General features: G+C 57.2%; 26 protein-coding genes. 11 read left to right on the plus strand and 15 right to left on the minus strand.

From position 1 onward, the window contains the following. Positions 1-68 precede the first annotated feature (68 nt). Positions 69-653 carry an NnrU family protein gene (locus tag HWX89_RS21415; protein WP_138791151.1) on the minus strand — a complete coding sequence of 195 codons (585 nt, stop codon included), beginning with the start codon at positions 651-653 and terminating at the stop codon, positions 69-71. A 149-nt stretch (positions 654-802) separates the two neighbouring features. Here HWX89_RS21415 and HWX89_RS21420 point away from each other — a divergent pair, with 149 nt between their 5' ends. Further along, complete coding sequence (locus HWX89_RS21420) at positions 803-1786, plus strand: polysaccharide deacetylase family protein (protein ID WP_138791152.1); 984 nt, start codon at positions 803-805, stop codon at positions 1784-1786. A gap of 51 nt (positions 1787-1837) precedes the next feature. On the opposite strand, the gene sbmA is transcribed toward HWX89_RS21420, so the two are convergent. The 4 genes from sbmA to HWX89_RS21440 all read right to left on the minus strand — a co-directional run bounded on the left by sbmA (position 1838) and on the right by HWX89_RS21440 (position 6395). Then, on the minus strand, positions 1838-3115 hold the full coding sequence (sbmA, locus tag HWX89_RS21425; RefSeq protein WP_138791153.1) for a peptide antibiotic transporter SbmA: 1278 nt from the start codon (positions 3113-3115) through the stop codon (positions 1838-1840). Positions 3116-3257: 142 nt separating this feature from the next. Further along, a complete protein-coding gene (locus tag HWX89_RS21430) occupies positions 3258-4448 on the minus strand; it encodes an MFS transporter (protein WP_138791154.1) in 1191 nt (396 codons plus the stop codon). Between the two features lie 75 nt (positions 4449-4523). Next, complete coding sequence (gene map, locus HWX89_RS21435; protein WP_138791155.1) at positions 4524-5276, minus strand: type I methionyl aminopeptidase; 753 nt, start codon at positions 5274-5276, stop codon at positions 4524-4526. 57 nt (positions 5277-5333) lie between these two features. Then, entirely contained in the window at positions 5334-6395 is a 1062-nt protein-coding gene (locus HWX89_RS21440; protein ID WP_138791156.1) for an LLM class flavin-dependent oxidoreductase, read from the minus strand. A gap of 242 nt (positions 6396-6637) precedes the next feature. On the opposite strand from HWX89_RS21440, the gene HWX89_RS21445 reads away from it, so the two are divergent. From HWX89_RS21445 to HWX89_RS21465, 5 genes are all read left to right on the plus strand, one after another. Then, a complete protein-coding gene (locus tag HWX89_RS21445; protein WP_138791157.1) occupies positions 6638-7414 on the plus strand; it encodes a 3-hydroxybutyrate dehydrogenase in 777 nt (258 codons plus the stop codon). Between the two features lie 127 nt (positions 7415-7541). Continuing rightward, positions 7542-9011, plus strand: a complete 1470-nt coding sequence (xdhA, locus tag HWX89_RS21450; RefSeq protein ID WP_138791158.1) for a xanthine dehydrogenase small subunit — start codon at positions 7542-7544, stop codon at positions 9009-9011. A gap of 19 nt (positions 9012-9030) precedes the next feature. After that, on the plus strand, positions 9031-11370 hold the full coding sequence (xdhB, locus tag HWX89_RS21455) for a xanthine dehydrogenase molybdopterin binding subunit (RefSeq protein ID WP_178340856.1): 2340 nt from the start codon (positions 9031-9033) through the stop codon (positions 11368-11370). A gap of 12 nt (positions 11371-11382) precedes the next feature. Next, positions 11383-12216: a xanthine dehydrogenase accessory protein XdhC gene (gene xdhC / locus HWX89_RS21460; RefSeq protein WP_138791159.1), complete on the plus strand. Its 834-nt coding sequence runs from the start codon at positions 11383-11385 to the stop codon at positions 12214-12216. Between the two features lie 246 nt (positions 12217-12462). Further along, positions 12463-13389, plus strand: coding sequence for a LysR substrate-binding domain-containing protein (locus HWX89_RS21465; protein ID WP_138791160.1), 927 nt, complete (start codon positions 12463-12465; stop codon positions 13387-13389). Here the strand turns inward: HWX89_RS21465 and HWX89_RS21470 are convergent. After that, the gene (locus tag HWX89_RS21470) at positions 13365-13703 is read right to left on the minus strand and encodes a hypothetical protein (RefSeq protein WP_178340857.1); all 339 of its coding nucleotides are present in this window, start codon (positions 13701-13703) and stop codon (positions 13365-13367) included. The genes HWX89_RS21465 and HWX89_RS21470 overlap by 25 nt on opposite strands. A gap of 469 nt (positions 13704-14172) precedes the next feature. Here HWX89_RS21470 and puuD point away from each other — a divergent pair, with 469 nt between their 5' ends. From puuD to HWX89_RS21490, 4 genes are all read left to right on the plus strand, one after another. Continuing rightward, positions 14173-15435 (plus strand): urate hydroxylase PuuD, encoded by a 1263-nt coding sequence (puuD, locus tag HWX89_RS21475; protein WP_138791162.1) that lies wholly within the window; start codon positions 14173-14175, stop codon positions 15433-15435. Beyond that, positions 15432-16742, plus strand: a complete 1311-nt coding sequence (gene guaD, locus HWX89_RS21480) for a guanine deaminase (RefSeq protein WP_138791163.1) — start codon at positions 15432-15434, stop codon at positions 16740-16742. Before puuD ends, guaD begins: the two co-directional genes overlap by 4 nt. 78 nt (positions 16743-16820) lie before the next feature. After that, positions 16821-17573 carry a sulfite exporter TauE/SafE family protein gene (locus HWX89_RS21485; protein WP_138791164.1) on the plus strand — a complete coding sequence of 251 codons (753 nt, stop codon included), beginning with the start codon at positions 16821-16823 and terminating at the stop codon, positions 17571-17573. A 78-nt stretch (positions 17574-17651) separates the two neighbouring features. Further along, positions 17652-18785, plus strand: a complete 1134-nt coding sequence (locus tag HWX89_RS21490; RefSeq protein WP_178340858.1) for an alpha-hydroxy acid oxidase — start codon at positions 17652-17654, stop codon at positions 18783-18785. Between the two features lie 25 nt (positions 18786-18810). Here the strand turns inward: HWX89_RS21490 and HWX89_RS21495 are convergent, their stop codons facing one another. After that, on the minus strand, positions 18811-19155 hold the full coding sequence (locus HWX89_RS21495; RefSeq protein WP_138791166.1) for a DMT family transporter: 345 nt from the start codon (positions 19153-19155) through the stop codon (positions 18811-18813). Next, positions 19152-19736: a TetR/AcrR family transcriptional regulator gene (locus HWX89_RS21500; RefSeq protein WP_138791167.1), complete on the minus strand. Its 585-nt coding sequence runs from the start codon at positions 19734-19736 to the stop codon at positions 19152-19154. Before HWX89_RS21500 ends, HWX89_RS21495 begins: the two co-directional genes overlap by 4 nt. A 202-nt stretch (positions 19737-19938) precedes the next feature. Here HWX89_RS21500 and HWX89_RS21505 point away from each other — a divergent pair, with 202 nt between their 5' ends. Then, complete coding sequence (locus HWX89_RS21505; protein ID WP_178340892.1) at positions 19939-21183, plus strand: serine hydrolase; 1245 nt, start codon at positions 19939-19941, stop codon at positions 21181-21183. Between the two features lie 4 nt (positions 21184-21187). On the opposite strand, the gene HWX89_RS21510 is transcribed toward HWX89_RS21505, so the two are convergent. The 7 genes from HWX89_RS21510 to HWX89_RS21540 form a co-directional block, all read right to left on the minus strand. Then, complete coding sequence (locus HWX89_RS21510; RefSeq protein ID WP_138791169.1) at positions 21188-21931, minus strand: metallophosphoesterase family protein; 744 nt, start codon at positions 21929-21931, stop codon at positions 21188-21190. Positions 21932-21936: 5 nt separating this feature from the next. Beyond that, positions 21937-22293: a hydroxyisourate hydrolase gene (gene uraH, locus HWX89_RS21515; protein ID WP_138791170.1), complete on the minus strand. Its 357-nt coding sequence runs from the start codon at positions 22291-22293 to the stop codon at positions 21937-21939. Next, the gene (locus HWX89_RS21520; RefSeq protein ID WP_138791171.1) at positions 22290-22790 is read right to left on the minus strand and encodes an ureidoglycolate lyase; all 501 of its coding nucleotides are present in this window, start codon (positions 22788-22790) and stop codon (positions 22290-22292) included. Before HWX89_RS21520 ends, uraH begins: the two co-directional genes overlap by 4 nt. Positions 22791-22793: 3 nt before the next feature. Continuing rightward, positions 22794-23156 (minus strand): HepT-like ribonuclease domain-containing protein, encoded by a 363-nt coding sequence (locus HWX89_RS21525; RefSeq protein ID WP_138791172.1) that lies wholly within the window; start codon positions 23154-23156, stop codon positions 22794-22796. Between the two features lie 14 nt (positions 23157-23170). Beyond that, positions 23171-23668 carry a 2-oxo-4-hydroxy-4-carboxy-5-ureidoimidazoline decarboxylase gene (gene uraD, locus HWX89_RS21530; RefSeq protein WP_138791173.1) on the minus strand — a complete coding sequence of 166 codons (498 nt, stop codon included), beginning with the start codon at positions 23666-23668 and terminating at the stop codon, positions 23171-23173. Further along, the gene (gene puuE / locus HWX89_RS21535; protein ID WP_138791174.1) at positions 23665-24591 is read right to left on the minus strand and encodes an allantoinase PuuE; all 927 of its coding nucleotides are present in this window, start codon (positions 24589-24591) and stop codon (positions 23665-23667) included. Before puuE ends, uraD begins: the two co-directional genes overlap by 4 nt. Positions 24592-24702: 111 nt before the next feature. Next, the gene (locus HWX89_RS21540) at positions 24703-25410 is read right to left on the minus strand and encodes a DUF1045 domain-containing protein (protein ID WP_138791175.1); all 708 of its coding nucleotides are present in this window, start codon (positions 25408-25410) and stop codon (positions 24703-24705) included. Positions 25411-25456: the final 46 nt, after the last annotated feature.

Consider the following 25456-nt stretch of genomic DNA (forward strand, 5'->3'; position numbering starts at 1 on the left):
GCCCACCAAGCTATGGTCGGCCTTCTAGAGCGTTTTCGCCTTATATGTAAGGGGGAAACGTCGATTTCCTACATCGCAAGCGGTTGCACGCCGATCAACCATTCGTGCAACTTGAATATGAAAGCTGCCCAGAGTGCAACACCGCCAATAACGGCGATGATATCGTAGCGACCCGACACGAATGGACGCACCACCTTCTCCCCTGCCCGCTCGCGCCGCTTGAGAGAAATTCTGAGCACGACACCGCAGGCAAGAAACGATGCGAAGAGCAGGATGGAAGACGTCTCACCGTTCGCGAGAAGATGTGCCAGCGCCCAGATTTTCACGGCCAGAACCAGCGGATGTTTTGATTTCGTGGCAATGTGCCCGGCTGGAAGAAGGCTCGCCACAAGACAGATCATCGAGAGCAGCATCAGCGTCAGCGCGATATGGCTCATCCAGATTGGCGGGTACCAGAGCATTCCGGTTTCCTGCCGTGCCTCACCAAAGCCGTAGACGAGGAGAACGATGGCAAGAAGACTGACGAGCGAGTAAAGCCCCCTGAACGGGCCCTGACCAAGCCGCGCAATCATGCTGGCCCGGAACCCGGGTGCAATCACGCTGAGCGAATGCGTCAGGAAAAAGAAGATAAGACAGAGTACGAAAAAGAGCATGGAGCAATTTCCCCTGATGTCCGCGAACGCCGGACTGCGACAAGCCGATGAACGGAATTAGGACGAAAGCTGTAAAAAAGCCAGATTATTCAAAGCTTCGCCTTATTCCGGCGGCAAAAGGCCACAGTGTTTGATAGTCCGGATACCCGATGATTTCCCGTTTTGCCGCCATTTCACTGTCGTTCTGCATCGCCGCCCCGGCCTTCGCCCAGGTTGATGAGAAGCCCAAACAGCTCGTCATCGTGTCTTTCGATGGCGCTGGAGACAACACGCTGTGGGACCGGAGCCGGGCGACGGCAAAAGAAACCGGCGCACACTTCACCTATTTTCTTGCCTGTACCCTGGTGATGGATCGAAAGACCAGCGCCAAGACCTATCAGGCGCCCGGCCAGAAGGCGGGTCGGTCGAATGTCGGTTTTGGACAGTCGATCGACGACGTCGAGACACGTCTGAGAAACATCTGGACGGCCTCGCAGGAAGGCCACGAAATCGGCAACCACACCTGCGGCCATTTCGATGGCGGGCAATGGACGACAGAGCAATGGGACGCGGAGTTCACGACCTTCACCAGCACGCTGGAAAACGCCTGGCAGATGATCGGCAAGAAGGGCGAGGAACCCGAGGGATGGCGCGACATGGTGCGCAAGATCAATGGTTTTCGCGCGCCCTATCTTTCACAGGGTGAAGCCTTGACGGCCGCACAGAAAAAACACGGCTTCGTCTATGACGCCACCAGCATTACCAAAGGGCCGGAATGGCCTGTGGAACGCGAAGGCATCGAGCATTTCGGCCTGCCGCTTATTCCAGAGGGCCCAAGCAATCGACCGATCATCGGCATGGACTACAACCTGTTTGTTCGCCACTCCATCGGTGTCGAGACACCCGATCGCTCCAAGGAATTCGAAGAGCGCGCCTACACCGCGTTCCGCAACGCCTTCAACAAGCAATATAACGGTGAGCGTATTCCCCTGCAGCTCGGTTTCCATTTCGTCAAAATGAATGGCGGCGCCTATTGGAACGCCTTTGAGCGATTGCTGCGCGAGGTCTGCAAGAAAGACGATGTCGCCTGTGTCAGCTACGCACAGGCAATGCCGATGATCGAGGCACGCCAGAAACACAAGACGGAAGGGTAAAACCCGACCGGTTACAAAAAGGGCGGCCAATCGGCCGCCCTTCTGTTTTCGTCACGGCCGGTTGGCGGCCATTTCACCCTCTTCAGCCTCACGCTGCAGATAACGCTCGTCGATATCGGGCAGGGGCTGGTCATCGATTGCTGCTTCGAAGGCGACCAGACGTTTGCGGATCGACAGAAGCTCGATGATCGTCGACCAGGAGCTGACGAGATACTGGAAGCTGTCGCTGACCTGACCGAACGCCGTGGCGATCTGCTGCCATACACCCATGGTGATCTTCGCGGCCACGATGGTCGGGATCAACATGAAGGTCAGGATGATCGCATCGAGCTGACCGAACGTGTAGCGAGCGACGTTGAAATAGAGATAGTGCCAGTACATGCGGAAATAGTTCTTGCGCACATTGGCGAACAGCTCACGCATGGTCGGCGGCTGGGCACGGTCGCCATGGTCTTCGCCATAGACAAGCTCCTTGCGGAACGCTGCCTCGACGCGCTGGTTGCGGAACTGCAGGCCTGGAAGCTTGATACCGACAACGGCAAGAAGCACGGTGCCGAAGACGGACCACAACAGGGCAAGCCAGAACAACGAATGCGGGATCGCGCCAAGGAACGGCAATTCGGTGACATGCGCCGACATCTGGAACAGCAGCGGCAGGAAGACGACCAGGGTCATGACCGAGTTGATCAGGACAACGCCAAGGCCTTCAACGATCGATGCAAACCGCATCGTATCTTCCTGCACACGCTGGGAAGCACCCTCGATATGGCGAAGCTTGTCCCATTTAGACAGGTAGAAATCGTTCATCGCGGTACGCCAACGGAAGACATAGTGGCTGGTGAAGAACGCCGTGGTGACGTTCATCGCCACGCCAACCATGCCGATTTCCAGGAAACGCAATTGGAGTGCATAGAACTGGCTTGCCTCGATCCCCGGCTGCCCTTCCAGCGCGCGCTGGAAAAGATCGAAGAACGGGCCGCGCCAGTTGTTGATCGCAACGGAAACCTGAACTGCGAAATAGGCGATGAAGATGATGAAGGCCGAACCCCAGATCGACCAGCTGGTCCAGGGGTGGTCCTTGGCAATGATCTGCCACGTCACGCCGAATATCGCGACGAAAATCGTGAAGTAGAGATAGAACCAGACGTTATCACGGGAAAAGAAATACGCGATGCCAAGAGGTGCCGTTTCGCCCGGAGCCAAGGGCGGCATGCCAAGGGCGGCGCCCAATTGTGGACCGATGCTGTACCACACGGCAATGCACACGACGGTCCACAATGCCGCTGAGGTAAAAAACAGCTTCGGTTTGGGAAAGAAGGAATGAAACACGTTTTTAGTCCACGCGCGTTTGAGATCGGCCATTATTGGCGAAGCACTTGTTGGCGCGAACCTAGGGCAGAAATTTGTGCACAGCAACGCCGAAGCGCTCACCTTAACAATATGTAAGGCATATCAGCCGTGTGAAGGGCTTTCAGCGCCTCGCGTCGGCTGCGAGAACAGGCAACATCAGAAGAATGCTGACACCGAGAATGCAGGTAGCGAGGATCGAGGGGGCCGTGAAATTTGCCGTCGCCTCAGCAATCCATCCGGCGGCAAGCGGGCCAATGATCTGCCCCGTTCCGAAGGCTGCAGTCATGAAGGCGAAGGCGCGTCGGGGGCTACCAGCCGCAAATTCGCGTCCGAGCTGCAGCCCGTAAGCTGTGATGACCATGAAGGTCAGACCAAGCAGCAGGCCACCCGTGAGAACACCTGCAACGGGCGGCAACATCACCGATCCCAGGACGCCGACCGCCTCCACCGCGAGCACGATCACAAATGCCCGCTTCAGCCCTTGAGCCTTCAATACCGGCTTCCACAGGAACAACGAGACCGCCGCAGCGCAGCCGGTCACAAACCAGGCCAGAAACTCCACGAAAGCACCGGCTGACGCCATGCGCGCGATGGCGACGATAAAGGTCGCGGTTATGACGTAGCCAAAGCCGAACAGACCGTAAGCAAGCGTGGTCAAAACCAGCGGCCGTTTCCATTGAAGCGGCGGCTCGGCGGCAGCAGACGCATGCCGGGGCGGTCCTGCAGGCAGAACACGCCAGACGATGACCAGAGTTGCGAACGTAAAGATGGCACCGGCAACCCATTCCTGTCGCCAGGAAGCGACGCTGCCATGAAAAACAACACCAATCAGGTAAACGACAAGCGACGAAATGGCGATGCCTGCACCGACGCCGCCAAAATGCAGTGCCTGAATATGATCTTTGCCGGCCCGCATCGCATGACCGATGACGATCTGCGAGGTGAAGATCATGGTGAAAGCGCTGGCGAGACCGGCAAGGAAACGAATGACTGTGAAAGCTGCAACACTATCGAAAACAGCCATGGCGAACAGCAGGACACCGGTTGCCAGCAGACCGGAAAGAGCGACCAGGCGCTCTCGTCCCTCTACCCATGAATAGGCTGCCAGGATGGCGCCCGCCAGATATCCGGCGAAATTGCCAGCCGCGATCACGCCAGCATCGGAGGCCGACAGCGGAATGTCCGCCATCATGCCCGGGAGAATGGGGGTGAAGGAAAAGCGGCCGAAACCCATGGCCGATGCCATCATCAATGCGCCGCTGAAACCAAGCGCGACAAGCCGCCTGTTCGAAATATGGTCTGAGGATGTCATGGACGGCTTATCGCAGCCGTCCAGCCAACCGACAAACAAGTTATTTTGATTGCGCCGATAACGCGTTCTGATCGATCATTCGACAAGCGTCAGAACAAGCGGACCATTTTTTGTCGCAACGACAGTGTGTTCGTACTGAACCGTCGGGGCGCTCGGATCGCTGAAGAGCGTCCATGGATCATCGTCACCGTCTTCGGCCCAATAGGCGCCCATCGACAGGAACGGCTCCACGGTGAACACCACACCCTCCTGCATGATGCGCCGCTCGGCCTTGTCCGGCCAGGTCGCAAGTTCTTTCGGCTCCTCGTGCAGCGAGCGACCGATGCCGTGGCTGGCAAGATTGGTAATCAACGTATAGCGGTTCTTCTTCGCAAACGAGCCGATTGCATTGCCGATATCGGCGAAAGGACGCCCGGTCTTTACCTGCTGAAGCCCGGTCCACATTGCCCGCTTGCCATCGCGGCAAAGCCGCTCAATCTCTTTCTTGACCGGCGGCACGGCGAACGACGAACCCGTATCGCCGAAAAAGCCGTTTTTCACGGCCGAAACATCGATATTGACGAGATCACCCGCCTTTATGATGCGCGGACCCGGAATGCCATGGGCCACTTCCTCGTTGACGCTGATGCAGGTAGCACCCGGAAACTGATAGCAGAACTCCGGTGCCGATTGTGCACCATTGTCTTCCAGCACCTTGCGACCGATCGCATCCAGCTCCGCGGTGGTGATGCCAGGCTCAAGCGCATCAGCCATCGTCTGCATCGCAAGCGCGCAAACCCGGCCGACATCCTTCAGCATCTCCAGTTCTTCGTCGGTGGATATGACCATTTTTCCGTCCGTATTCTTGTAAGCGATGTCCTCCTGGGGCACCGCCATCATCGTCAATCAGGCTGTGGCTTTCACCGGATCGGCGCTGCCAGTCAATTCTTTTCTGACGATCGGGGCGACTTTCGTGCCGTAAAGCTCGATACCGCGCATGATCTGGTCATGCGGCATGAGCCCGATGGCCATCTGCAAAAGGAAGCGATCATTCTTGAAGACACCATGCGCCTTGATGATCTTTTCCGCCACCTGCTCGGGTTCACCGAGGAAGAGGTTGCCTTCAGCCCCACGCGCAGCGTCGAAATGGGCACGGTTCGTCGGCCCCCACCCCCGCTCGCGACCGAGACGGTTCATAACCTCCGCCTGCGGACCATAAAACTGATCGGCGGCCTTCTCGGTGGTATCGGCAATAAAACCATGGACGTTGATGCTGGTCCGCAATTTCGTCTTGTCCTGCCCTGCGCGGCGAGCCGCCTCGTGATAGAGATCGAATAACGGTGCGAAACGACGATATTCGCCGCCGATGATCGCAAGCGCGACCGGCAATCCCATCGCACCTGCGCGTGCGACCGACTGCGGCGTACCGCCAACGGCGATCCAGACAGGCAGTTTCTCCTGTAACGGACGCGGATAGACACCACGTCCGTTGATCGGCGCGCGCTTGGCACCGCTCCAGGTAACGATCTCCTGCTCGCGCAAAGCCAGCAGCAGGTCGAGCTTTTCGGTGAACAGCTCGTCATAATCTTCCAGATTGTAGCCGAACAGCGGGTAGGATTCGATGAAGGAGCCCCGCCCTGCCATGATCTCGGCGCGACCATTCGAGAGCAGATCGACAGTCGAAAATTGCTGAAAGACCCTGACCGGATCATCAGAACTGAGCACGCTCACGGCACTCGTCAGCCGGATGTTTTTCGTTTTCACCGCAGCAGCCGCAAGCACGGTCGATGGTGAGGAAGCGACGTAATCAGGGCGATGATGCTCTCCCAGCCCGAAAACATCCAAGCCAACCTGGTCGGCAAGCTCGATTTCTTCCAGCAGATTTTTCAATCGCCGCACGCCTTCAGGCCCGCGTCCATCAGCGGGGTTGGGGTCGACATCCGCGAAGGTGTAGAGACCGAGTTCCATGTCCGATACCTCTGTTTTCCGTTTCCCTGAGATAGGCACCCACCCTCCCCAAAACAAACGGGAAAATCTGGAACGGTCTCTTCGAAAAAATGGATGGAAGCGATTTCTCCAGCGTTTCCCCTGTCACCCATCTTCCCGCAGGAGGCGTATACAGCGCATTCTTCAAATGCCGATTGCCAGCCGGGCCGGTTTGGGCATACGCTCGTCAATATATGTGCGAGGTAATGCCGAGAGGGGAATGCATGCATCGGACAGTGATTGTAACAGGCTCTACAAGTGGAATCGGTCTTGCCATCGCCCAGGCGTTTGCCAAGGATGGAGCCAATGTGGTTTTGAATGGCTTCGGCGACGACGATGAAATCGAGGAGCTTCGCCTTCTGCTGGAGGCAGAGAGCGGTGGTCGCGTCCTCTATCATCCAGCGGACATGACACAGCCCGATGAAATTGCCGATCTCGTCAATTCCACGTTCGAGAAACTGGGCTCGATCGACGTGCTCGTCAACAACGCAGGTGTTCAGCACATTGCTCCGGTCGATGAGTTTCCGCCGGAAAAATGGGATGCGATCATCGCCATCAATCTGACGAGTTCCTTTCATACCATGCGTGCTGCGATACCCTTGATGAAAAAGGCTGGCAAAGGCCGCATCATCAACATCGCCTCGGCACATGGGCTTGTCGCCTCGCCGTTCAAATCCGCCTATGTCGCAGCCAAACATGGCATCATGGGGCTGACCAAAACGGCAGCGCTGGAGTTGGCGCAAACAGGCGTGACGGTCAATGCAATCTGCCCCGGCTACGTGCTGACGCCTTTGGTCGAAAAGCAGATACCCGAAATGGCAAAGGCGCGCGGGATCAGCGAAGAGGCCGTCAAAAACGATGTGATGCTGGAACTGCAGGCCATCAAGGAATTCGTCACGGTCGAAGATGTCGCGGCCACAGCGCTGTTTCTGGCAAGCGATGCTGCCAACCACATCACGGGTACACATATTTCTGTCGACGGCGGCTGGACGGCGCAATAATCAGCCGATTTTATTTCCATTTCAGAAATAATGAATTTCCGAAACGGAAATCGATCTCCACCCGCAGGCGTGCATAGATGATGAGACAGGAACCGGCGATTTGCCGGGCAACGAAGCAAGGCAGTGCATGAACGACGCAATCAGTTTCATCCTCAACAACGAAACCGTTTCGTTGAAGGATTTTGGACCAACCGACACGCTTCTTGATTACCTTCGGCTCTCCAGACGGCTGACAGGCAGCAAGGAAGGCTGTGCGGAAGGTGACTGCGGCGCATGTACGGTCTTGGTCGGGCGGTTGCTCGATGGCTCGCTGCGATATGAAAGCGTCAATGCCTGCATTCGCTTTTTGGGCTCGCTGCATGGCACCCATATCGTGACGGTGGAACATCTCGCCGCGCGTGACGGCACGCTGCATCCCGTCCAGCAGGCCATGGTGGATTTCCATGGGTCGCAATGCGGTTTCTGCACGCCGGGCTTTATCATGTCGCTTTATGGCCTGTGGCTTTCGGCTGAAAATCCGTCACGTGCGGATATCGAAAAGGCCCTGCAAGGCAATCTCTGTCGATGCACGGGCTACGAGCCGATCGTCCGCGCCGCGGAAAAGATCGCGGCAGCCCGCCCCAGTGCGCTTTTCGATCCGCTACAGCGCGATCGTACCGACATCATGGCACGTCTTTGGGCCATCCGGACCAATGAAACCATCGTCGTTACCAAGGGCGACGACCGCACCATCGTTCCGGCAACGCTCTCATCGCTGATCGATCTCTATGCCGCCGAACCGAAAGCAACCATCGTTGCCGGCTCTACCGATGTCGGCCTGTGGGTGACGAAGCAGATGCGGGCGCTGAACCCGGTTATTTTCATCAACAATCTGTCCGAATTGCAGACCGTGACGGTCAATGGCGAGAGCATCACGTTGGGCGCTGGCGTCACGTACAGCCAAGCCTTCAAGACCATTGCGGATCATGTTCCGCCGCTTGCCCGACTGTTCGACCGGATCGGCGGTGAGCAGGTGCGCAATATGGGCACGATTGGCGGCAATATCGCCAATGGTTCGCCGATCGGCGATACGCCGCCAGCATTGATCGCGCTCGGCGCCATCCTGACATTGCGCTCCTCATCGGGTGCACGCACCATACCGCTCGAAAGCTACTTCATCGAATACGGCAGGCAGGACAGATTGAGCGGCGAATTCGTCGAAAAACTCCTCATTCCGCTTCCCAAGGCGGAAAGCCGCTATGCTGTCTATAAAATCTCGAAGCGGCGCGACGAAGACATTTCTGCCCTGTGCGCCGCCTTCAATCTCATCCTGGATGCAAACGGCAGCGTCGAAGATATCCGCATCGCCTTTGGTGGCATGGCGGGCACGCCCAAACGAGCGGCCCATCTGGAAGCCGCTTTGCTGGGAAAACCATGGACGCAGGAGACGATCGAGGCTGCCCGCGATACGCTGGACGAGGATTTCCAGCCGTTGACCGACTGGCGCGCGACAGCCGAATACCGGCAACTGACGGCTAAAAACCTGCTGACGCGCTTTTTCCTTGAGACAAGCGGAGCAAAGCAGGAATTGAGCCGTTTTGCGCTGGAAGACGCATAAACGCGAAGGATTGACACAGATGGACACGACCACCTTCGACAAGACCAAAACAAAGATCGATGGCCCGATGCATGCGTCGCTGCGGCACGATTCCGCCCATAAGCATGTCACCGGCACCGCCGAATATATTGATGATATTCCAGAGCCCGCCGGTTTGATCCATGGCGCGCTTGGCATGGCCGACCGCGCCCACGCAGAAATCGTTTCGGTGGATCTTTCCGAGGTCGAAGCAATGCCGGGCGTCATCTGGGTGATGACAGGCAAGGACGTACCGGGCGAAAATGACGTGTCCTCCGGTGGTCGCCACGACGAGCCGTTGCTCGCAGAAAAACTGGTCGAATTTCACGGCCAGCCGATCTTTGCTGTCTTTGCAGAAACCCGCGACATCGCCCGCAAGGCCGCCCGCAAGGCAAAGATTACCTACAAGGATCTGCCGCATTGGAGTGACATCGACGGCGCTTTGGAAAACGGTGAGCCGTTGGTGACACCGGGCATGGTCTTGCAACGTGGCGAAGCGAAAATCGAGATGGATGTTGCGCCACGCCGTCTGACCGGCACGATGCGCATTGGCGGGCAGGAACATTTCTACCTCGAAAGCCATATCGCCATGGCGGTTCCCGGCGAAGATGACGAGGTTACGGTGTGGAGCTCCACCCAGCACCCGAGCGAAATCCAGCATATCGTCAGCCACATTCTCCAGGTGCCATCAAATGCAGTGACCGTGCAGGTGCGTCGCATGGGTGGCGGTTTCGGCGGCAAGGAAACGCAAGGCAACCAGTTTGCGGCCCTTTGCGCCATTGCTGCCAAGAAGCTGAACAGGGCTGTCAAAATTCGTCCCGATCGCGACGAGGACATGACGGCAACCGGCAAACGCCATGACTTCCGGGTCGACTACGAGCTTGGCTTCGACGAGGAAGGCCGTATCCATGCGGTTGACGCCACCTATGCGGCGCGTTGTGGCTTCTCATCCGATCTGTCTGGTCCCGTGACCGACCGCGCCTTGTTCCATGCAGACTCGAGCTACTTCTACCCGCATGTGCATCTCGCGTCGAAGCCTCTGAAAACGCACACGGTTTCCAACACGGCGTTCCGCGGCTTCGGTGGCCCTCAGGGAATGGTCGGCGGCGAACGCTTCATCGAGGAGATCGCCTATGCGGTGGGCAAGGACCCGCTGGAAATCCGCAAGCTGAATTTCTATGGCGAACAGGGTTCCAACCGCACCTTGACCCCCTACCATCAGGAGGTCGAGGACAACGTCATCGCCCGGATCGTCGACGAACTGGAAGCCTCCGCCGATTATCAGGCCCGCCGACAGGCAATCATCGAGTTCAACAAGACAAGCCCGGTCATCCGCAAGGGCATTGCTCTGACGCCGGTTAAATTCGGCATCTCCTTCACCATGACTGCCTTTAACCAGGCTGGCGCGCTGGTTCATATCTACAATGATGGCTCGATCCATCTGAACCACGGCGGCACCGAAATGGGCCAGGGCCTTTATACAAAGGTCGCACAGGTGGTCGCCGATGCATTCCAGGTCGATGTGGGTCGGGTGAAGATCACCGCGACCACCACCGGCAAAGTGCCGAATACTTCGGCAACCGCAGCGTCTTCCGGCTCCGATCTCAACGGCATGGCCGCCTACGACGCCGCGCGGCAGATCCGCGAGCGTTTGATCAAGTTTGCCGCAGAAAACTGGAACGTCTCGGAGGAAGATGTCGTTTTCCTGCCAAACCGGGTGCGGATCGGACAGGAAGAAATCGGCTTCAACGATTTCATCAAGAAGGCCTATTTCGCCCGCGTGCAGCTTTCTGCCGCCGGTTTTTACAAGACGCCGAAAATCCATTGGGATCGCGCTGCTGGACGTGGCACGCCGTTCTATTACTTCGCCTATGGCGCATCCTGTTCCGAAGTCTCGATCGACACGCTGACCGGTGAATACATGATGGAACGCACCGACATACTGCACGATGTCGGCAAGTCGCTGAACCCGGCCATCGATATCGGTCAGGTGGAAGGCGCTTTTGTTCAGGGCATGGGCTGGTTGACGACCGAAGAATTGTGGTGGGACGCCAAGGGACGGCTACGCACCCACGCACCTTCAACCTACAAGATCCCGCTTGCCTCCGACCGGCCGAAAATCTTCAACGTGAAGCTGGCAGAATGGTCGGAAAATGCCGAGCCAACGATTGGCCGCTCCAAGGCTGTCGGCGAACCACCCTTCATGCTGGCGATCTCGGTTCTGGAGGCGCTGTCGATGGCCATTGCCTCCATCGCCGACTATAAGGTCTGCCCGCGTCTTGATGCACCGGCAACACCGGAACGGGTGCTGATGGCGGTGGAACGGCTGAAGAAGGTGTGAGGGCAAGCGCCAATGCCTGAAACGCGCCTTTCCCGTTTCCTTGCCAGTTCCGGTCCAGCCGTCCTCGTCGAAATAGAGGCCGTGAAAGGATCTTCGCCGCGTGCGGCAGGAACCTTCATGCTGGTGGCTGAAAACCTGCTGTGGGAAACCATCGGCGGCGGGCAGTTCGAATATATGGCAATCGACCATGCCCGCGCCATGCTGCGCAGTGGCGCGGTGGAAGACAGCATGGACATCCCGCTAGGCCCGGAAATCGGCCAATGCTGCGGTGGACGGACATTGTTGCGTTTTCAGCGTGTGACCACAGGCATCGCCAATCAGCTCGAACAGAGGCTTATACGGGAAGAACAGGCACAGCCCGCCGTCTTCATTTTTGGCGCCGGCCATGTCGGCAAGGCGCTCGCACAGGCACTTTCACTTTTGCCTTTGGCCATCACGGTCGTGGAAACACGCCAGAACGAATTGGTGGACCTGCCGGAAACGGCCGAAACCGTTCTCACGCCAATGCCGGAAGCCGCTGTCGCCAGTATTCCCGAAAACGGTGCCGCGATCATCGTCACTCACGATCACGCTCTCGATTTCCTCATTGCCAAAGAGGCGCTTGCGCGTTCCGATCTTGCCTATGTCGGCATGATCGGTTCGAAGACCAAACGCGCTACCTTTGCACATTGGCTGGAGCGAGAGGGAGAACCGCCATCGAATCTTCAAAAGCTGGTCCTGCCAATCGGCGGAAACAGCGTGAAGGACAAGCGCCCCGCTGTCATAGCGGCCCTTGTGGCAGCCGAGCTGCTGCACGCAATTTCCCTTGTCGGAAATCACTTCGAAAATAGCCACGTCCATCCCTGACACCGATATCGCGCTTGATATCATCCGACAGGCTTTCTTCTGCCAAATCATCTGGCTTGAAGCTTTCAAAGGTAAACCGTTCCAGTGCTCGCAGACCGGCGCGCACGCGGGTCCACGCATGCGAAAGATATCGCCGCATGTTCATCTCCATTCAGAAATTCAATTGATGACTGAGATGAAAGATGCTTTGTTTTCCAAAGAAAAACCAATGAAACATCCATCTCATTGCATAAAGAGAACTTATCCATGAAGATGTCGCGACAGTTCCCGCTGAACGCACTGAGAGTGTTCGAAGCCGCTTCCAGACATTTGAGTTTTACGAGGGCCGGCGATGAACTTGGCATGACGCAGACCGCCGTCAGCTACCAGATCAAACTTCTCGAAGAACACATTGGTGAACCGCTGTTTGTGCGCAAGGCACGGCAGGTGATGCTTACGGAAACGGGGCAGAAACTCGCGCCAAAAATTGCCGAAGGTTTCAGCATTTTGCGGGAGGCCGTAAACGGTGCGCGCGATACGGCTGACGAAACGTTGAGCATCCACTCGACGGCAACGTTCGCGTCACGCTGGCTTTCCAAACATCTGGGGTCGTTTCAACTCGAAAACCCGTCCATCGCCGTAAAACTCGAGACGTCGAGCGACCTTATCGACTTTGCTCGCTCGGATGCGGATGTTGCAATCCGCTGGAGCACAAGCGACAGCCCAGGCCTTGTTTATCACCGTTTGCTGAGAGGGGTTTTCAGCCCAATGCTACACCCGACCTTGGCCGAGAGCGTGGGCGGCCTTCACGCGCCAGCGGATTTGCTGAAACTGCGGATCATCGATCCGGGCGATCTCTGGTGGGCAAAATGGTTTCGGGACGCCGGTGTTGAAAATCCGGATCTGGCACGATACCCGCGAAGCCGCCTCAGCGTACAGGCCTTCGAGGCTGCCGCTGCCATTGCCGGTCAGGGTGTCGCCATGCTGACGCCTGAGCTTTACGCAGACGAGATTGCGCTTGGACGACTTTATCAACCCTTCGACTACCTCAGCACCGAGGGCAAGGACTATTGGCTCGTTTATCCGGAAGGCAGGAAAAACCAGAGGAAAATAAGGTTGTTCCGCGACTGGATTTTAAAACGGATCGAAGAAGGCAGAACACCGCCAGGTCAAAAACCCATATCGGGCGCATAGAAACAGCGGGGCGTATCTTCGTTTGGATAGAGGCACAGATGATATTCCCCATCGTCCGAGCGGCGTGCCTCACGCTGCGACCAGTTGAAGACGTGGCGCTTGGTCACCAGCCTATGATCTCCCGGTCCAAGTGAGACCTCATAACCATCAGGGGTAACGCGAACACTTCGGGTCGGGATCATCTGGCAATCCCCCCCTTCGGCATCGCCGTTGCAGCAATAGCTCTCATATTTGAAACCCTTGTGGGATTCATGAGCAAAAGCAGTGGCACTGAAAGCCAGTAGCAGAAAAGTCACTGTCAGAATAACGCGCATCGGCATAGTCTCCGTTGAAGAACAACGGCAGCAGCCGGAAAGTCATTGCGTCACTTCATTCAAAATCCAAACATTACAAGCAAAACCCGGACACAATGGTCTTCGGGACCTGCTTCACCCTGCCCTTGACTGCCCCCCGCCCCAGGGATTGCAGCTCCCGCTTTCGGCACACCGCCAAGCGAAGCATGTATGGAAGCATTTTTTGGCTCCGCAGCCTTTTAGTGTAGCACATCACCGGGCTGCACATCCATTATTAGCTGAGTCGCGATAGCCGGCTAAGTGCAATCTGTGCGCCGCACAAGATCGTCGCCCTATGTGACGGCGGCGCATCAGCAGCGATGCCTTCGGCGACTGATGTTGTGGACACAAACGCTCCATATTGTGAACAATCGTTGCGACTGCTCTGCTTTTTTCTTCCCTCTCCGGCAATTTTCTCGCAATGTGCACTGCACAGGATCAGGGGAACAGAATGTACGAATACGCCATTGCCTGGGAATGGATGGCTTTTGCCGTCCGCTGGCTTCATGTGATCACCGCAATCGCCTGGATAGGCTCATCCTTTTATTTCATTGCGCTCGATCTCGGACTGGTCAAACGCGCCCACCTTCCGCCCGGTGCTTACGGCGAAGAGTGGCAGGTCCATGGCGGCGGTTTCTACCATATCCAGAAATATCTGGTCGCCCCTGCGCAGATGCCGGAACACCTGACCTGGTTCAAATGGGAAAGCTATGCGACGTGGCTTTCCGGCTTTGCCATGCTCTGTATCGTTTATTACGGCGGTGCGGACCTTTTCCTTATCGACCATTCGGTGCTGGCACTCACCCAGTTTCAGGCAATCTGTCTTTCGCTTGCCTCGCTGGCGATCGGCTGGCTGTTTTACGACTTTCTCTGCAAGTCACCGCTGGGCAACAACACCTGGGGCCTGATGATCGTGCTCTATGTTGCGCTGGTGGCGATGGCATGGGGTTATACGCAGGTCTTTACCGGACGCGCCGCGTTCCTGCATCTTGGCGCCTTCACCGCCACCATCATGTCGGCCAACGTTTTTTTCATCATCATTCCCAACCAGAAGATTGTCGTGGCCGACCTGATTGCCGGCCGCACACCCGATCCCAAATACGGTCGGATCGCCAAGCAGCGTTCGTTGCACAACAACTACCTGACGCTGCCGGTCATTTTCTTCATGCTGTCAAACCACTACCCATTGGCCTTCGCCACTGAGTTCAACTGGATTATCGCGGCACTGGTGTTCCTGATGGGGGTTACCATCCGTCACTGGTTCAACACCACCCATGCCCGCAAGGGCAAGCCGACATGGACCTGGCTTCTGACAGCGATCATCTTCATCGTCATCATGTGGCTATCGACGGTTCCGAAAATTCTGACTGGAGAGCAGGAGGAAAAAGCCGCAACCCTGTCTCCTGTCCAGCAGCGTTTCGTCAGTGATGCGCATTTTGCGACGGCGCGCGATGTGGTGCAGGGACGCTGTTCCATGTGCCATGCGGCGGAGCCGGTCTGGGAAGGCGTACCCTTCACACCCAAATCGGTGAAGCTTGAAACCGACGCGCAAATCGCCGCCCATGCACGTGAAATCTATTTGCAAGCTGGCCGAAGCCATGCCATGCCGCCCGGCAACATCACCGCCATCACTCCCGAAGAACGCAAGGTGCTTACCGCCTGGTATGAAAGCGCCGTGTCCGGGGGTGGAAATGCCGAAGGAAAAACAGAATGAGCATGCTTCTGCTGCGTGGCCGCCTGCTGAGCTTTAACCGTGCCCCGCACTCTATCGATGATCATCAAAGTTATCTCTACATCGAAGATGGTGGCCTGCTTGTCGAGGACGGCAAGATCGCAGCGATCGGCGACTACGCCGATATCCGGAAAAAAGCGCCAGAAGACGTCGCAGAGAAAGATCACCGACCTCATCTGATCGTGCCCGGCCTGATCGACATGCACCTGCATTTCCCGCAGATGCAGGTTATCGGTTCCTACGCCGCCAATCTTCTCGAATGGCTGAACACCTATACGTTCCCGGAGGAATGCCGTTTCGTCGAAAGTGCGCATGCCCAGCGCATCGCCACGCATTTTTACGATGAACTGGTTCGCCACGGCACCACCACTGCCGTCGCTTACTGCTCCGTACACAAGACCTCCGCCGACGCCTATTTTGCCGAAGCCATGAAGCGCAACATGCTGATGGTTGGCGGCAAGGTGATGATGGATCGCAACGCGCCGCAAGGGCTACTCGATACGCCGGAAACCTCCTACGACGAAACACGGCAGGTCATCGCGGATTGGCACGGCAAGGGCCGTAACCACGTTGCCATCACACCGCGTTTCGCCATCACTTCCACGCCCAGGCAGATGGAAGCCGCGCAAGCGCTGGCACGCGAATTTCCCGATCTCTTCATCCAGACCCACCTGTCCGAAAATCTGGACGAGATCAAATACACCTGCGAGCTTTACCCCGAAGCGACCGACTATACTGACATTTACGTCCGCTACGGTCTGATGGGTAAGAAGACCCTGCTCGGTCACGCCATCCACCTGTCCGAACGCGAGGCAGACGTGTTGTCGGATACGGGTGCGGTTGCTGTGCATTGCCCGACGTCCAATCTGTTTATCGGCTCCGGCCTGTTTCCGATGAAGAAACTTCAGCGGCGCGAGAAGCCGGTCCGCATTGCCGTGGCGACCGACATTGGTGGCGGCTCCAGCTACTCGATGCTGCGCACCATGGATGAAGCCTACAAGATCCAGCAGCTTCTGGGCGAGCGCCTCAATCCGCTGGAAAGCTGGTACCTGATGACGCGCGGTAATGCCGAAGCGCTGTCGATGGTTGACCGTATCGGCACGCTGGATGCGGGCACAGACGCCGACATCACCGTTCTCAATGCGTCCTCCACCCCTGCCATGGCGCTGAAAATGGAAGTGGTGAAAAGCCTGACGGAAGAGCTGTTCCTGATGCTGACCATGGGTGACGACCGCACTGTGGTGGAAACCTATGTGGCAGGTGAAGCAATGAAAAGCGCGCTCGCATAATTCGGTCACGGCCGAAACATCGCGTCGCCATAACCTTTATATGGGCCCCGAAGAACCAACTCTGTAAGGGAAGTCTCCGTGGTCGATCTGCAAACCGGTAGTCTTGTTGCGATATTTGCGATCTTCACGATTGCAGGGATCGTCAAGGGTGTGACGGGCATGGGTTTGCCGACTGTCGCCATGGGCATGCTTGGGTTTTTCATGTCTCCCGTGGCTGCCGCCGGCATGCTCATTCTGCCATCCTTCATCACCAATATCTGGCAACTTCTGTCGGGACCGCATCTGAAGGCCACTCTCTTGCGGCTGTGGCCCATGATGATTGCCATCGTCGCCGGTACGCTGATCGGCATCCGATTGATGACGGGCGGCGCGGCAGTGTGGACGACTTCGGCTCTTGGAGCAGCACTCGCCACATATGCCGCTTTCAGCCTGCTCGCCCGTCCCTTCTCTCTTCCCGGTGCTCTGGAAAAATGGCTCTCCGCACCGGTCGGCTTCATCACCGGTCTCTTGACGGGTGGTACCGGCGTTTTCGTCGTTCCCGCCGTGCCCTACATACAGTCGCTGGGTTTCCAGCGTGACGATCTCGTGCAGGCGCTCGGCCTGTCATTCACGGTTTCCACGATGGCACTGGCGCTTGGCCTTGCCTCCCAATCGGCGCTCCAGACACAGGAACTCACCATCTCGGCACTCGCCGTTATACCGGCTCTCCTGGGGATGTGGGCAGGTCAGAAAATCCGTCATATTGTCAGCCCGACGACGTTTCGACGCTGGTTTCTGATATGTCTGCTCATTCTGGGATGCGAACTGTTTTTACGGGCATTCTGGCACTGAAAACGACGACGATTTCGATGTCACAATCCAGAAATTCGTGATATTTGAAGCCAACATTCAAATGTGAAGGCTTTATCCATGGGCAAAATCCTCACCATTGCAGACCTGAAGAAGAAGGCGCAACGCCGTGTTCCGAAGATGTTTTTCGACTATGCCGACAGCGGCGCATGGACGGAAAGCACCTACCGCGCCAATGAAGAGGACTTCCAGAAGATCAAGCTTCGCCAGCGCGTGCTGGTCGATATGACAGACCGCTCCCTGGCAACGGAAATGATCGGCCAGAAGGTCTCGATGCCTGTTGCCCTTTCACCCACCGGCCTCACGGGCATGCAGCACGCCGATGGTGAAATGCTGGCCGCCAAGGCTGCAGAGGAATTTGGCGTACCTTTCACGCTGTCCACCATGAGCATCTGCTCCATCGAGGACGTTGCCTCTGTCACCTCGAAACCATTCTGGTTCCAGCTTTACGTGATGAAGGACCGCGACTTCATCAACAACCTGATCGATCGCGCCAAGGCCGCCAAGTGCTCGGCGCTGGTCTTGACGCTTGACCTGCAAATCCTTGGCCAGCGCCACAAGGATTTGCGCAACGGCCTGTCAGCTCCGCCGAAATTCACGCCGAAACACATCTGGCAGATGGCAACGCGCCCGCAATGGTGCCTGGACATGCTGCAAACCAAACGCCGCAGCTTCGGCAACATCGTTGGACATGCCAAGAACGTCTCCGACCTTTCCTCGCTATCGTCCTGGACAGCCGAACAATTCGATCCACGTCTATCCTGGAAGGATGTCGAATGGATCAAGGAACGCTGGGGTGGCAAGCTGATCCTCAAGGGCATCCTGGATGAAGAAGATGCGCGTGCAGCCGTCGGCACAGGCGCGGATGCGATCATCGTCTCGAACCATGGCGGTCGTCAGCTCGATGGAGCCCATTCGTCAATCGCCATGTTGCCGAAGATCGTCGATGCGGTCGGCGACCAGATCGAAGTCCATATCGATGGCGGCATTCGCTCCGGCCAGGATGTGCTGAAGTCGATCGCTCTGGGCGCCAAGGGAACCTACATCGGTCGCCCCTTCCTGTATGGCCTGGGCGCCGGTGGCAAACAGGGTGTCACAACGGCCCTCGAAATCATCCGTAAGGAGATGGACATCAGCATGGCCCTCTGCGGTAAACGGCTGATCACCGATGTGGACCGCAGCATCCTGGCATGACGTGACCGGGCGGGGAAACCCGCCCTTAATGTCCGACCGTCTTTGAGAACACGTTCACGACCACGACCCCGGCGATAATCAGGCTAAGACCGATCACGGCCGGCAGATCCAGCGTCTGCCGGAACACGAAATAGCCGATGGCTGAAATCAGGACGATGCCGAGACCGCTCCATATCGCGTAGGCAACGCCGACCGGCAGAGTACGCAGCGTGATCGACAGCAGATAAAAAGCCGCACCATAGAACAATGCCATCAGGAGCGTCGGCAACAGTCTGGTAAACTGCTGCGATTGCTGCAGGAAAGACGTCGCGATGACCTCGCAGACTATGGCCGCGACAAGCGCTCCGTAGGTCAACATCACCGCATTCATCGTCCTTTTCCCTTTTCCGTTTGCGTAATCAGCAATGCATGAAGCGCGGCGCGGTCATCGCCTGCCCCGCCATCATCGGCCAGCAGGTCAGCAAGCCAGACGCCATCGGCAGCAAGCCGGACAGCTTCAAGTTGAGGCGTGTTATCCGTGTCTTTGTGACGGACAAGACGCTCTGCAAGCCATGTCGACCACATGCTCCGCAGCGACGGTTCTCCAATCATCGAAACCGAGATTGCCGCCCATTGTTTGCCCGAATCGCGCTCTCGATCGGCGAAAACCGCGTTCACATAGGCACGCGTGAAGCACCCGTGAGCTTCACAATCCTGTGAGACCAACCCATCTATTTCCGCGTCCAGCGCCGTCAAAAGGTCGGCCATCACCGCTTCGAGCAGGACCTGCTTAGAGGCGAAGTGATGAAACAATCCGCCCTTCGTCACGCCCGCCGCATCAGCAACGGCCTGGATGGAAATCGCCGAAACCCCTTGATCGGCAGCAAGTTTCGCTGCGCAATCGAGAAGATTGCGACGAACGAGTTCAGGCTGCTTCTTTCGCTCATGTGCATTTGTCATGGCAATAAACATACCGGATGGATGGTTTCTTTTCAACAGGACGAGAGGTTCACCTCATTGGCGGAAATTCATACTTAATTAAGCATGAAAGCTATCTCTAAAGTTTTAGCGGTTTTGTTGCCGGAATGTGTCAGTAAAAATGCGCCGGAAACAGGCTTTCAGGCGGCCAACAGATTTGAAGGGGCGGAAAATGTCGGGAACGATCAAACGGGGAATGGCGGGAGCATGGGTTTTCGCACTCGCCTTCTTTTGCGCGATCCTCTCTTTGCAGGCAAAGCCGGCTATGGCCGGTTATGCACACTTCATCATGGACGCAAACACCGGCAAGGTGCTGGCCTCGCGCAACGCGGATGTCCTCAATCACCCTGCCTCTCTCACGAAGATGATGACGCTCTACATGACCTTCGAGGCGCTGCACAACGGCCGCCTGAGATGGGATCAGCGCATCACCATGTCAAAACACGGCGCGGCCGCTGTTCCCTCGAAACTGTGGGTCAAGGCTGGCACCACCTTCACAGTGCGCGAAGCCGTTTATGGCATGATCGTAAAGTCCGCGAATGACATGGCGGAGGGCATGGGCGATCACCTGGGCGGATCTGAAGCGAAGTTTGCGCAGATGATGACCCGCAGGGCCCGCCAATTGGGTATGTCGAAAACCGTGTTCCGCAATGCGTCCGGCCTGCCAAGCAAAACGCAGGTCACCACCGCGCGCGATATGGCCAAACTCGGCCTCGCCCTTCAGCGGGACTTCCCTAGAGAATATCGGCTTTTCGCCACCCAGTCTTTCAAGTTCCGCGGCCAGACCATCCGGGGGCATAATCGTCTTCTGGCAAGCTACAGAGGCGTAGACGGCATCAAAACGGGTTACACAAACGCCTCCGGCTTCAACCTGGTCAGTGCCGTCAATCACAATGGCCGTAGCGTCGTTGGCGTCGTGCTTGGCGGCAAGACGGCCCGTAGCCGCGATGCGCAGATGGCTGCGCTGCTGGACAAGGCTGTACCGCAGGCCTCGCGCGGTCGCGCCACCGAACAGCTCGTTGCCAGTGCCAGCGTCAGCCGCACCTTCGATGTGCCACCGGCGACTGTGCCTCTGCCGATGTTTGCAGAGCGCCGCCAGGACCCCGTCGCCATGCAGATTGCCACGGCAAACAGCCAGATGGCCGACATGATGCAAGTGTCTGCCATTCCGACACCGGCCTCCCAACGCAGCCGCTGGGAAGTTCAGATTGCAGCAACGGACTCGGAATCTGCGGCCCGCTCGCTGCTGGCCAATGCGCAAAGCAACATTGCGGGAAGCCACACAGGCATTGCCCCCTACACCGAGGCTGTTCAAAGCGGATCGGCAACGCTTTACCGCGCCCGTTTTACCGGGTTCGAGGATCAGTCCTCCGCAGTTTCGGCCTGCAAGGCGTTGAAGGCGCAGTCCTACTCCTGCGTGGTGATGACCAGCGAAGGCTAAAGGGTCAGCTCTTCAGCCAGCCGGTGGCCAGGGCATTGGCGAGATAGCCAATGCCGTTTGCCCGCGCCATTTCAGCCATGGCAAGATTGTCGTAACGCACCTGCCGGAAATGTGCCTGCCAACCTCTGTGCGTCTTTTCCAGAACGGCGTAGCTCGCAAGCGGATGACCGGCCTCGACGTGATGATCGAACGGCGCGTTGTCTCTCCAGCCGGGGCAGCCGACACTGCCGGGGTTAACGATCAATCGGCCATCGGAAAGCTGGACCATGCGCTGAATATGCGTATGGCCGCACAACATCAGCGGTTCGGAAATACCCTCTGCCATGGCCTCGATTTCGGCCAGAGGCCGAAGCTTCAGCACCCCTTCCGGCGAAAGTGTCTCAAGCCAATATTCAAGATCGTCACGCGGCGACCCATGACAGCAATAGGCAACGTCCTGAAACACCAGACTGAAAGGTAAGGTCCGCAACCAGTCCAGATGCGCTTCCGTCAGTTGCGCATAAGCGGGCTTCTCCCAGCTCCCCATCTCTTCCGGTGCGCGATCTATCAATTCCCGATCATGATTGCCGCGAACCGAGGGTATCCACTTGCGAAGCAGAAGATCGCCCGTAAAACCGGCTTCCAGCGGACCGCTGAAGCAATCGCCAAGATTGACGATATCGCTGATGCCCTGTTTGGCGATATCCTCAAGCACGGCCTCCAGCGCCGCGCAGTTTCCGTGGATGTCGGCGATGGCGGCAAAGATCATGACACTTAACTTCCGCGGTAGGTCGAATAGCTGAAGGGCGAAAGCAGGAGCGGCACGTGATAGTGCCCGCTTTCGTCGGCAATACCGAAACGGATCGGAATGACGTCCAGAAAGGCTGGTTCTGGCAAGACAATACCTTTGGCGCGCAAATAGTCACCGGCATGGAAGATGAGTTCGTATTGTCCTTTTTTGAAGCTGTCGCCAATCAGCAGCGGTCCACCATCGACGCGCCCGTCACTGTTGGTCGTTACCGTTTTCAGCTTCTCGCGCGTTTCACCATCAAGCCGATAAAGATCGATTTGCAAGCCTTCTGCCGGTGTCCCGTGGGCCGCGTCGAGAACGTGGGTTGTCAAACCGGTCATAGGGCAGGCTCCGCGATCATGTAGGGTTCTTCGAAAAAATACTCTTCCAGATTGTTACCCGGCCCATCACGATCGGCAACGAGAAAATCCGACACGGCCTGCAACGGCATCAAGGGATAATGCCACGTATTGCGCCGGTAATTCACACCCTGATCGCCACGCGCCAGAAACACCTGAGGTTCGCCAGGACGTCCGCCCACGTCTTCTGCCACCACAACCAGAAACGGCCGACCGGAAAGCGGCGAAAAACTCTGGCTGCCAAGCGGATGCCGCTCCATCATCTCGATGGCATGCGGAAACCGACGCGGCTGGCCACGGAAGATATTGAGAACAATATGCGCGCCCTCCCCGGCGGCTTCTGGTGCCGCAAGCGCATGATGTCTCTCGGTCTGGCCACCATTGATAAGCCGCATCGAGGATGGAGTTGGTTCGATGACATCGCCGAACGACGCGAATGCCTCTTTGGTCAGGGGGTGGATTTCCAGGAAATCAGTCAAACGTCATTCACCTTGTGTATGCCAGTCGCGGATGAGATCGAGTTGGTCGAGCAGTTCAGGAATGCTGACAGAGGCCGTGCGCCACGACAGGGGGAGTTCGGCGCGATAGTGATCGTACGCAATCAGATTTTTCATTGCCCTGATCTTGGACCACGCAATCTCCGGGTGGTCGCTGACGAATGCCGGATAGAGTGTATCTATCCTTGAGGCCGCTTCGCCGATCAGCGCAAGTGCCATCATGATCGCCATCTGGGTTCGTTCGTCGGCATTGAATTCCTGCTCGTTGATGCCGCGCAGAAAAAGCCGGGCCTTGTTGGCCGCCAGCCTCATGTCATCGAGATAGGATAAAAGACCATCCTCTTTCATATTGGCCCGCCCCTTCAAGCACTCGGCAACATCGAGGACAGACGCAGCCAGGCGATTTTCTCGACCTGCGCGGTGGCAGTCGAAAATTCATCCTCCGGGCTGTTGTCGATGCGGTTTTCGAAGGCTGAAAGGATATCCTGTCTGTTCAGACCCTTGACCGCAATGATGAAGGGAAACCCGAATTTCTGTGTGTAAGCAGAATTGAGTTCCGTGAAGCGCGCATGCTCTTCAGGCGACAAGCGGTCGAGCCCCGCCCCAGCCTGCTCGTTGCGGCTATCCTCCGTCAACTCGCCAGCAATCGCGAGCTTGCCGGCAAGATCGGGATGAGCACGCAAGACACCGAGCCTCTCTGGTTCCGACGCTGCGCGAAACTGTGTGCAAAGCGCGTCGTGGACGACATTTGCCGTCAACGGCTCGGAAATCGCTCCGGCGTCAAAAGCACGCTCGGCAATGAAGGGCGAATGTTCAAACACGCCGCCAAAGCGGGTTACAAAGTCCTGACGCACGATCATGATGCAGTGCCTGGCTTGTGGTATTCGTGCCAATGGCGAGCGATATCGATGCGCTGCGGAATCCAGACTTTTTCATGCCCCAGCACATATTCAATAAAGCGCCGCAGCGCCGCAGCGCGGCCAGGCCGCCCAACAAGACGGCAATGCAGGCCGACGCTCAGCATCTTCGGCGAACCTTCGACACCCTCTTGATAGAGAACATCAAAAGCATCCTTCAGATAGGTGAAGAACTGATCACCGGAATTGAAACCCTGCGGCGTCGCAAAACGCATGTCGTTGGTCTCAAGCGTGTAGGGAATGATCAGGAAAGGATCGTCTTTAGCTCCTTCAACCCAGTAAGGCAGATCGTCGGCATAGCTGTCAGACGAATAGAGGAAACCGCCCTCTTCCATAACCAACCGCAAGGTGTTGTCAGATGGTTTGCCTTGATACATGCCGTAAGGGCGTTCGCCCGTCAGCTCCGTATGCAGGCGAACGGCCTCCAGAATATGCTTGCGCTCTTCCTCTTCCGAGAAGTCCTTGTATTCGAGCCAGCGATAACCGTGGCTGGCGATCTCCCATCCAGCTTCCTGCATCGCAGCAACCGTTTCCGGGTTGCGCGCCATCGCGGACGTCACACCGTAGACAGTCGTTGTGACGCCGAGGCTGGTGAACATGCGCCACAGACGCCAGAAACCCGCTCGCGACCCGTATTCATAGATCGATTCCATGTTGAGGTTGCGCTGACCCTGCCAGGGTTGCGCACCGACAATCTCTGACAAGAGCGATTCCGATGCCTTGTCGTTATCGAGAATGCAGCTTTCACCGCCCTCTTCGTAGTTGATAACGAACTGTACGGCGATACGGGCGCCGCCCGGCCATTTCGGATCTGGCGCGTTGCGGCCATAGCCGATGAGATTGCGCGGGTAATTATCGGAGATCATTCAGCCACCTTGCAAATTAGACGCTGAACGGTAGCATTCACGCTTGGAATGTCGAGAGCAATTTTGCCGACATTCCGATGCTTTTTTGTGTACGATTTCGTCGACGACGCGTCAGGCAATCCTGCGAGCGGAGACCCGACCCATAGGATGCAAGGAATGAACACGGAAAGGAGCGCCGGGTTCGTCCTCGATGAACAGGGCCAGATTGGCAAAAGGCATGGGCCGAGCCAGTAACGGCTCGAACACCGTTTTGACGGCACGCTCGATCCGAGAATAATTCACCGGTTCAACGCTGCCCGTCAGCGTCATCTGGAACCGGAATTCATCCATCACATGCGGACTGCCCCAACGATAAAGGTTGGTAAGCTGCGCGGCGGAAAGCCTTTCCGGATTCGCACGCTCGATCTCGGCGTCACCGATGGGCGCGCGGTAACGATCGAATTCCTGAACGACACTCGCGGCAAGAAAATGCAGGACGTCACATGGCCGCTCGGGCACCAGGCTGAACACATTCTCGAGTTTGGCAACAACGAGCTGCGGCAACACGAATGGCTCCTGCTTACCGGAAAACCGCATCAGATCGCGCAACAGCGACGCTTCCGAGTGCCCCTCGGCCAGACGGAACGGCGCCTTGATCGTGCCGTGAAACCCATAACGTCGTGGCAAAGCCGTATGATAGGAAATATCCGGCATGGCGAGATCGATCATTCCGGGCGGTTCAACCGCCTGACCGGAGTAAACGTCACGACCAAGCCACGCGGCAGCAGCCTGCGTTAACGGATCGTTGGGAGACGGCGTAAAATGAATGGCGTATCGCATGCGCTTATCACCTCGCCGGACATGCGGCTAAACGGGCCTTGTTGCT

Origin of the sequence: Rhizobium sp. RM (assembly GCF_013390595.1) — a bacterium.
GTDB lineage: Bacteria > Pseudomonadota > Alphaproteobacteria > Rhizobiales > Rhizobiaceae > Agrobacterium.

What these genes read in the sequence shown, in the direction of transcription:
- HWX89_RS21415 (WP_138791151.1), bottom strand. Translation starts at nt 653, where the DNA reads ATGCTCTTTTTCGTACTCTGTCTTATCTTCTTTTTCCTGACGCATTCG.
- HWX89_RS21420 (WP_138791152.1), top strand. Translation starts at nt 803, where the DNA reads ATGATTTCCCGTTTTGCCGCCATTTCACTGTCGTTCTGCATCGCCGCC.
- HWX89_RS21430 (WP_138791154.1), bottom strand. Translation starts at nt 4,448, where the DNA reads ATGACATCCTCAGACCATATTTCGAACAGGCGGCTTGTCGCGCTTGGT.
- map (WP_138791155.1), bottom strand. Translation starts at nt 5,276, where the DNA reads ATGGTCATATCCACCGACGAAGAACTGGAGATGCTGAAGGATGTCGGC.
- HWX89_RS21440 (WP_138791156.1), bottom strand. Translation starts at nt 6,395, where the DNA reads ATGGAACTCGGTCTCTACACCTTCGCGGATGTCGACCCCAACCCCGCT.
- HWX89_RS21445 (WP_138791157.1), top strand. Translation starts at nt 6,638, where the DNA reads ATGCATCGGACAGTGATTGTAACAGGCTCTACAAGTGGAATCGGTCTT.
- xdhA (WP_138791158.1), top strand. Translation starts at nt 7,542, where the DNA reads ATGAACGACGCAATCAGTTTCATCCTCAACAACGAAACCGTTTCGTTG.
- xdhB (WP_178340856.1), top strand. Translation starts at nt 9,031, where the DNA reads ATGGACACGACCACCTTCGACAAGACCAAAACAAAGATCGATGGCCCG.
- xdhC (WP_138791159.1), top strand. Translation starts at nt 11,383, where the DNA reads ATGCCTGAAACGCGCCTTTCCCGTTTCCTTGCCAGTTCCGGTCCAGCC.
- HWX89_RS21465 (WP_138791160.1), top strand. Translation starts at nt 12,463, where the DNA reads ATGAAGATGTCGCGACAGTTCCCGCTGAACGCACTGAGAGTGTTCGAA.
- HWX89_RS21470 (WP_178340857.1), bottom strand. Translation starts at nt 13,703, where the DNA reads ATGCGCGTTATTCTGACAGTGACTTTTCTGCTACTGGCTTTCAGTGCC.
- puuD (WP_138791162.1), top strand. Translation starts at nt 14,173, where the DNA reads ATGTACGAATACGCCATTGCCTGGGAATGGATGGCTTTTGCCGTCCGC.
- guaD (WP_138791163.1), top strand. Translation starts at nt 15,432, where the DNA reads ATGAGCATGCTTCTGCTGCGTGGCCGCCTGCTGAGCTTTAACCGTGCC.
- HWX89_RS21490 (WP_178340858.1), top strand. Translation starts at nt 17,652, where the DNA reads ATGGGCAAAATCCTCACCATTGCAGACCTGAAGAAGAAGGCGCAACGC.
- HWX89_RS21495 (WP_138791166.1), bottom strand. Translation starts at nt 19,155, where the DNA reads ATGAATGCGGTGATGTTGACCTACGGAGCGCTTGTCGCGGCCATAGTC.
- HWX89_RS21500 (WP_138791167.1), bottom strand. Translation starts at nt 19,736, where the DNA reads ATGTTTATTGCCATGACAAATGCACATGAGCGAAAGAAGCAGCCTGAA.
- HWX89_RS21505 (WP_178340892.1), top strand. Translation starts at nt 19,939, where the DNA reads ATGGCGGGAGCATGGGTTTTCGCACTCGCCTTCTTTTGCGCGATCCTC.
- HWX89_RS21510 (WP_138791169.1), bottom strand. Translation starts at nt 21,931, where the DNA reads ATGATCTTTGCCGCCATCGCCGACATCCACGGAAACTGCGCGGCGCTG.
- uraH (WP_138791170.1), bottom strand. Translation starts at nt 22,293, where the DNA reads ATGACCGGTTTGACAACCCACGTTCTCGACGCGGCCCACGGGACACCG.
- HWX89_RS21525 (WP_138791172.1), bottom strand. Translation starts at nt 23,156, where the DNA reads ATGAAAGAGGATGGTCTTTTATCCTATCTCGATGACATGAGGCTGGCG.
- uraD (WP_138791173.1), bottom strand. Translation starts at nt 23,668, where the DNA reads ATGATCGTGCGTCAGGACTTTGTAACCCGCTTTGGCGGCGTGTTTGAA.
- puuE (WP_138791174.1), bottom strand. Translation starts at nt 24,591, where the DNA reads ATGATCTCCGATAATTACCCGCGCAATCTCATCGGCTATGGCCGCAAC.
- HWX89_RS21540 (WP_138791175.1), bottom strand. Translation starts at nt 25,410, where the DNA reads ATGCGATACGCCATTCATTTTACGCCGTCTCCCAACGATCCGTTAACG.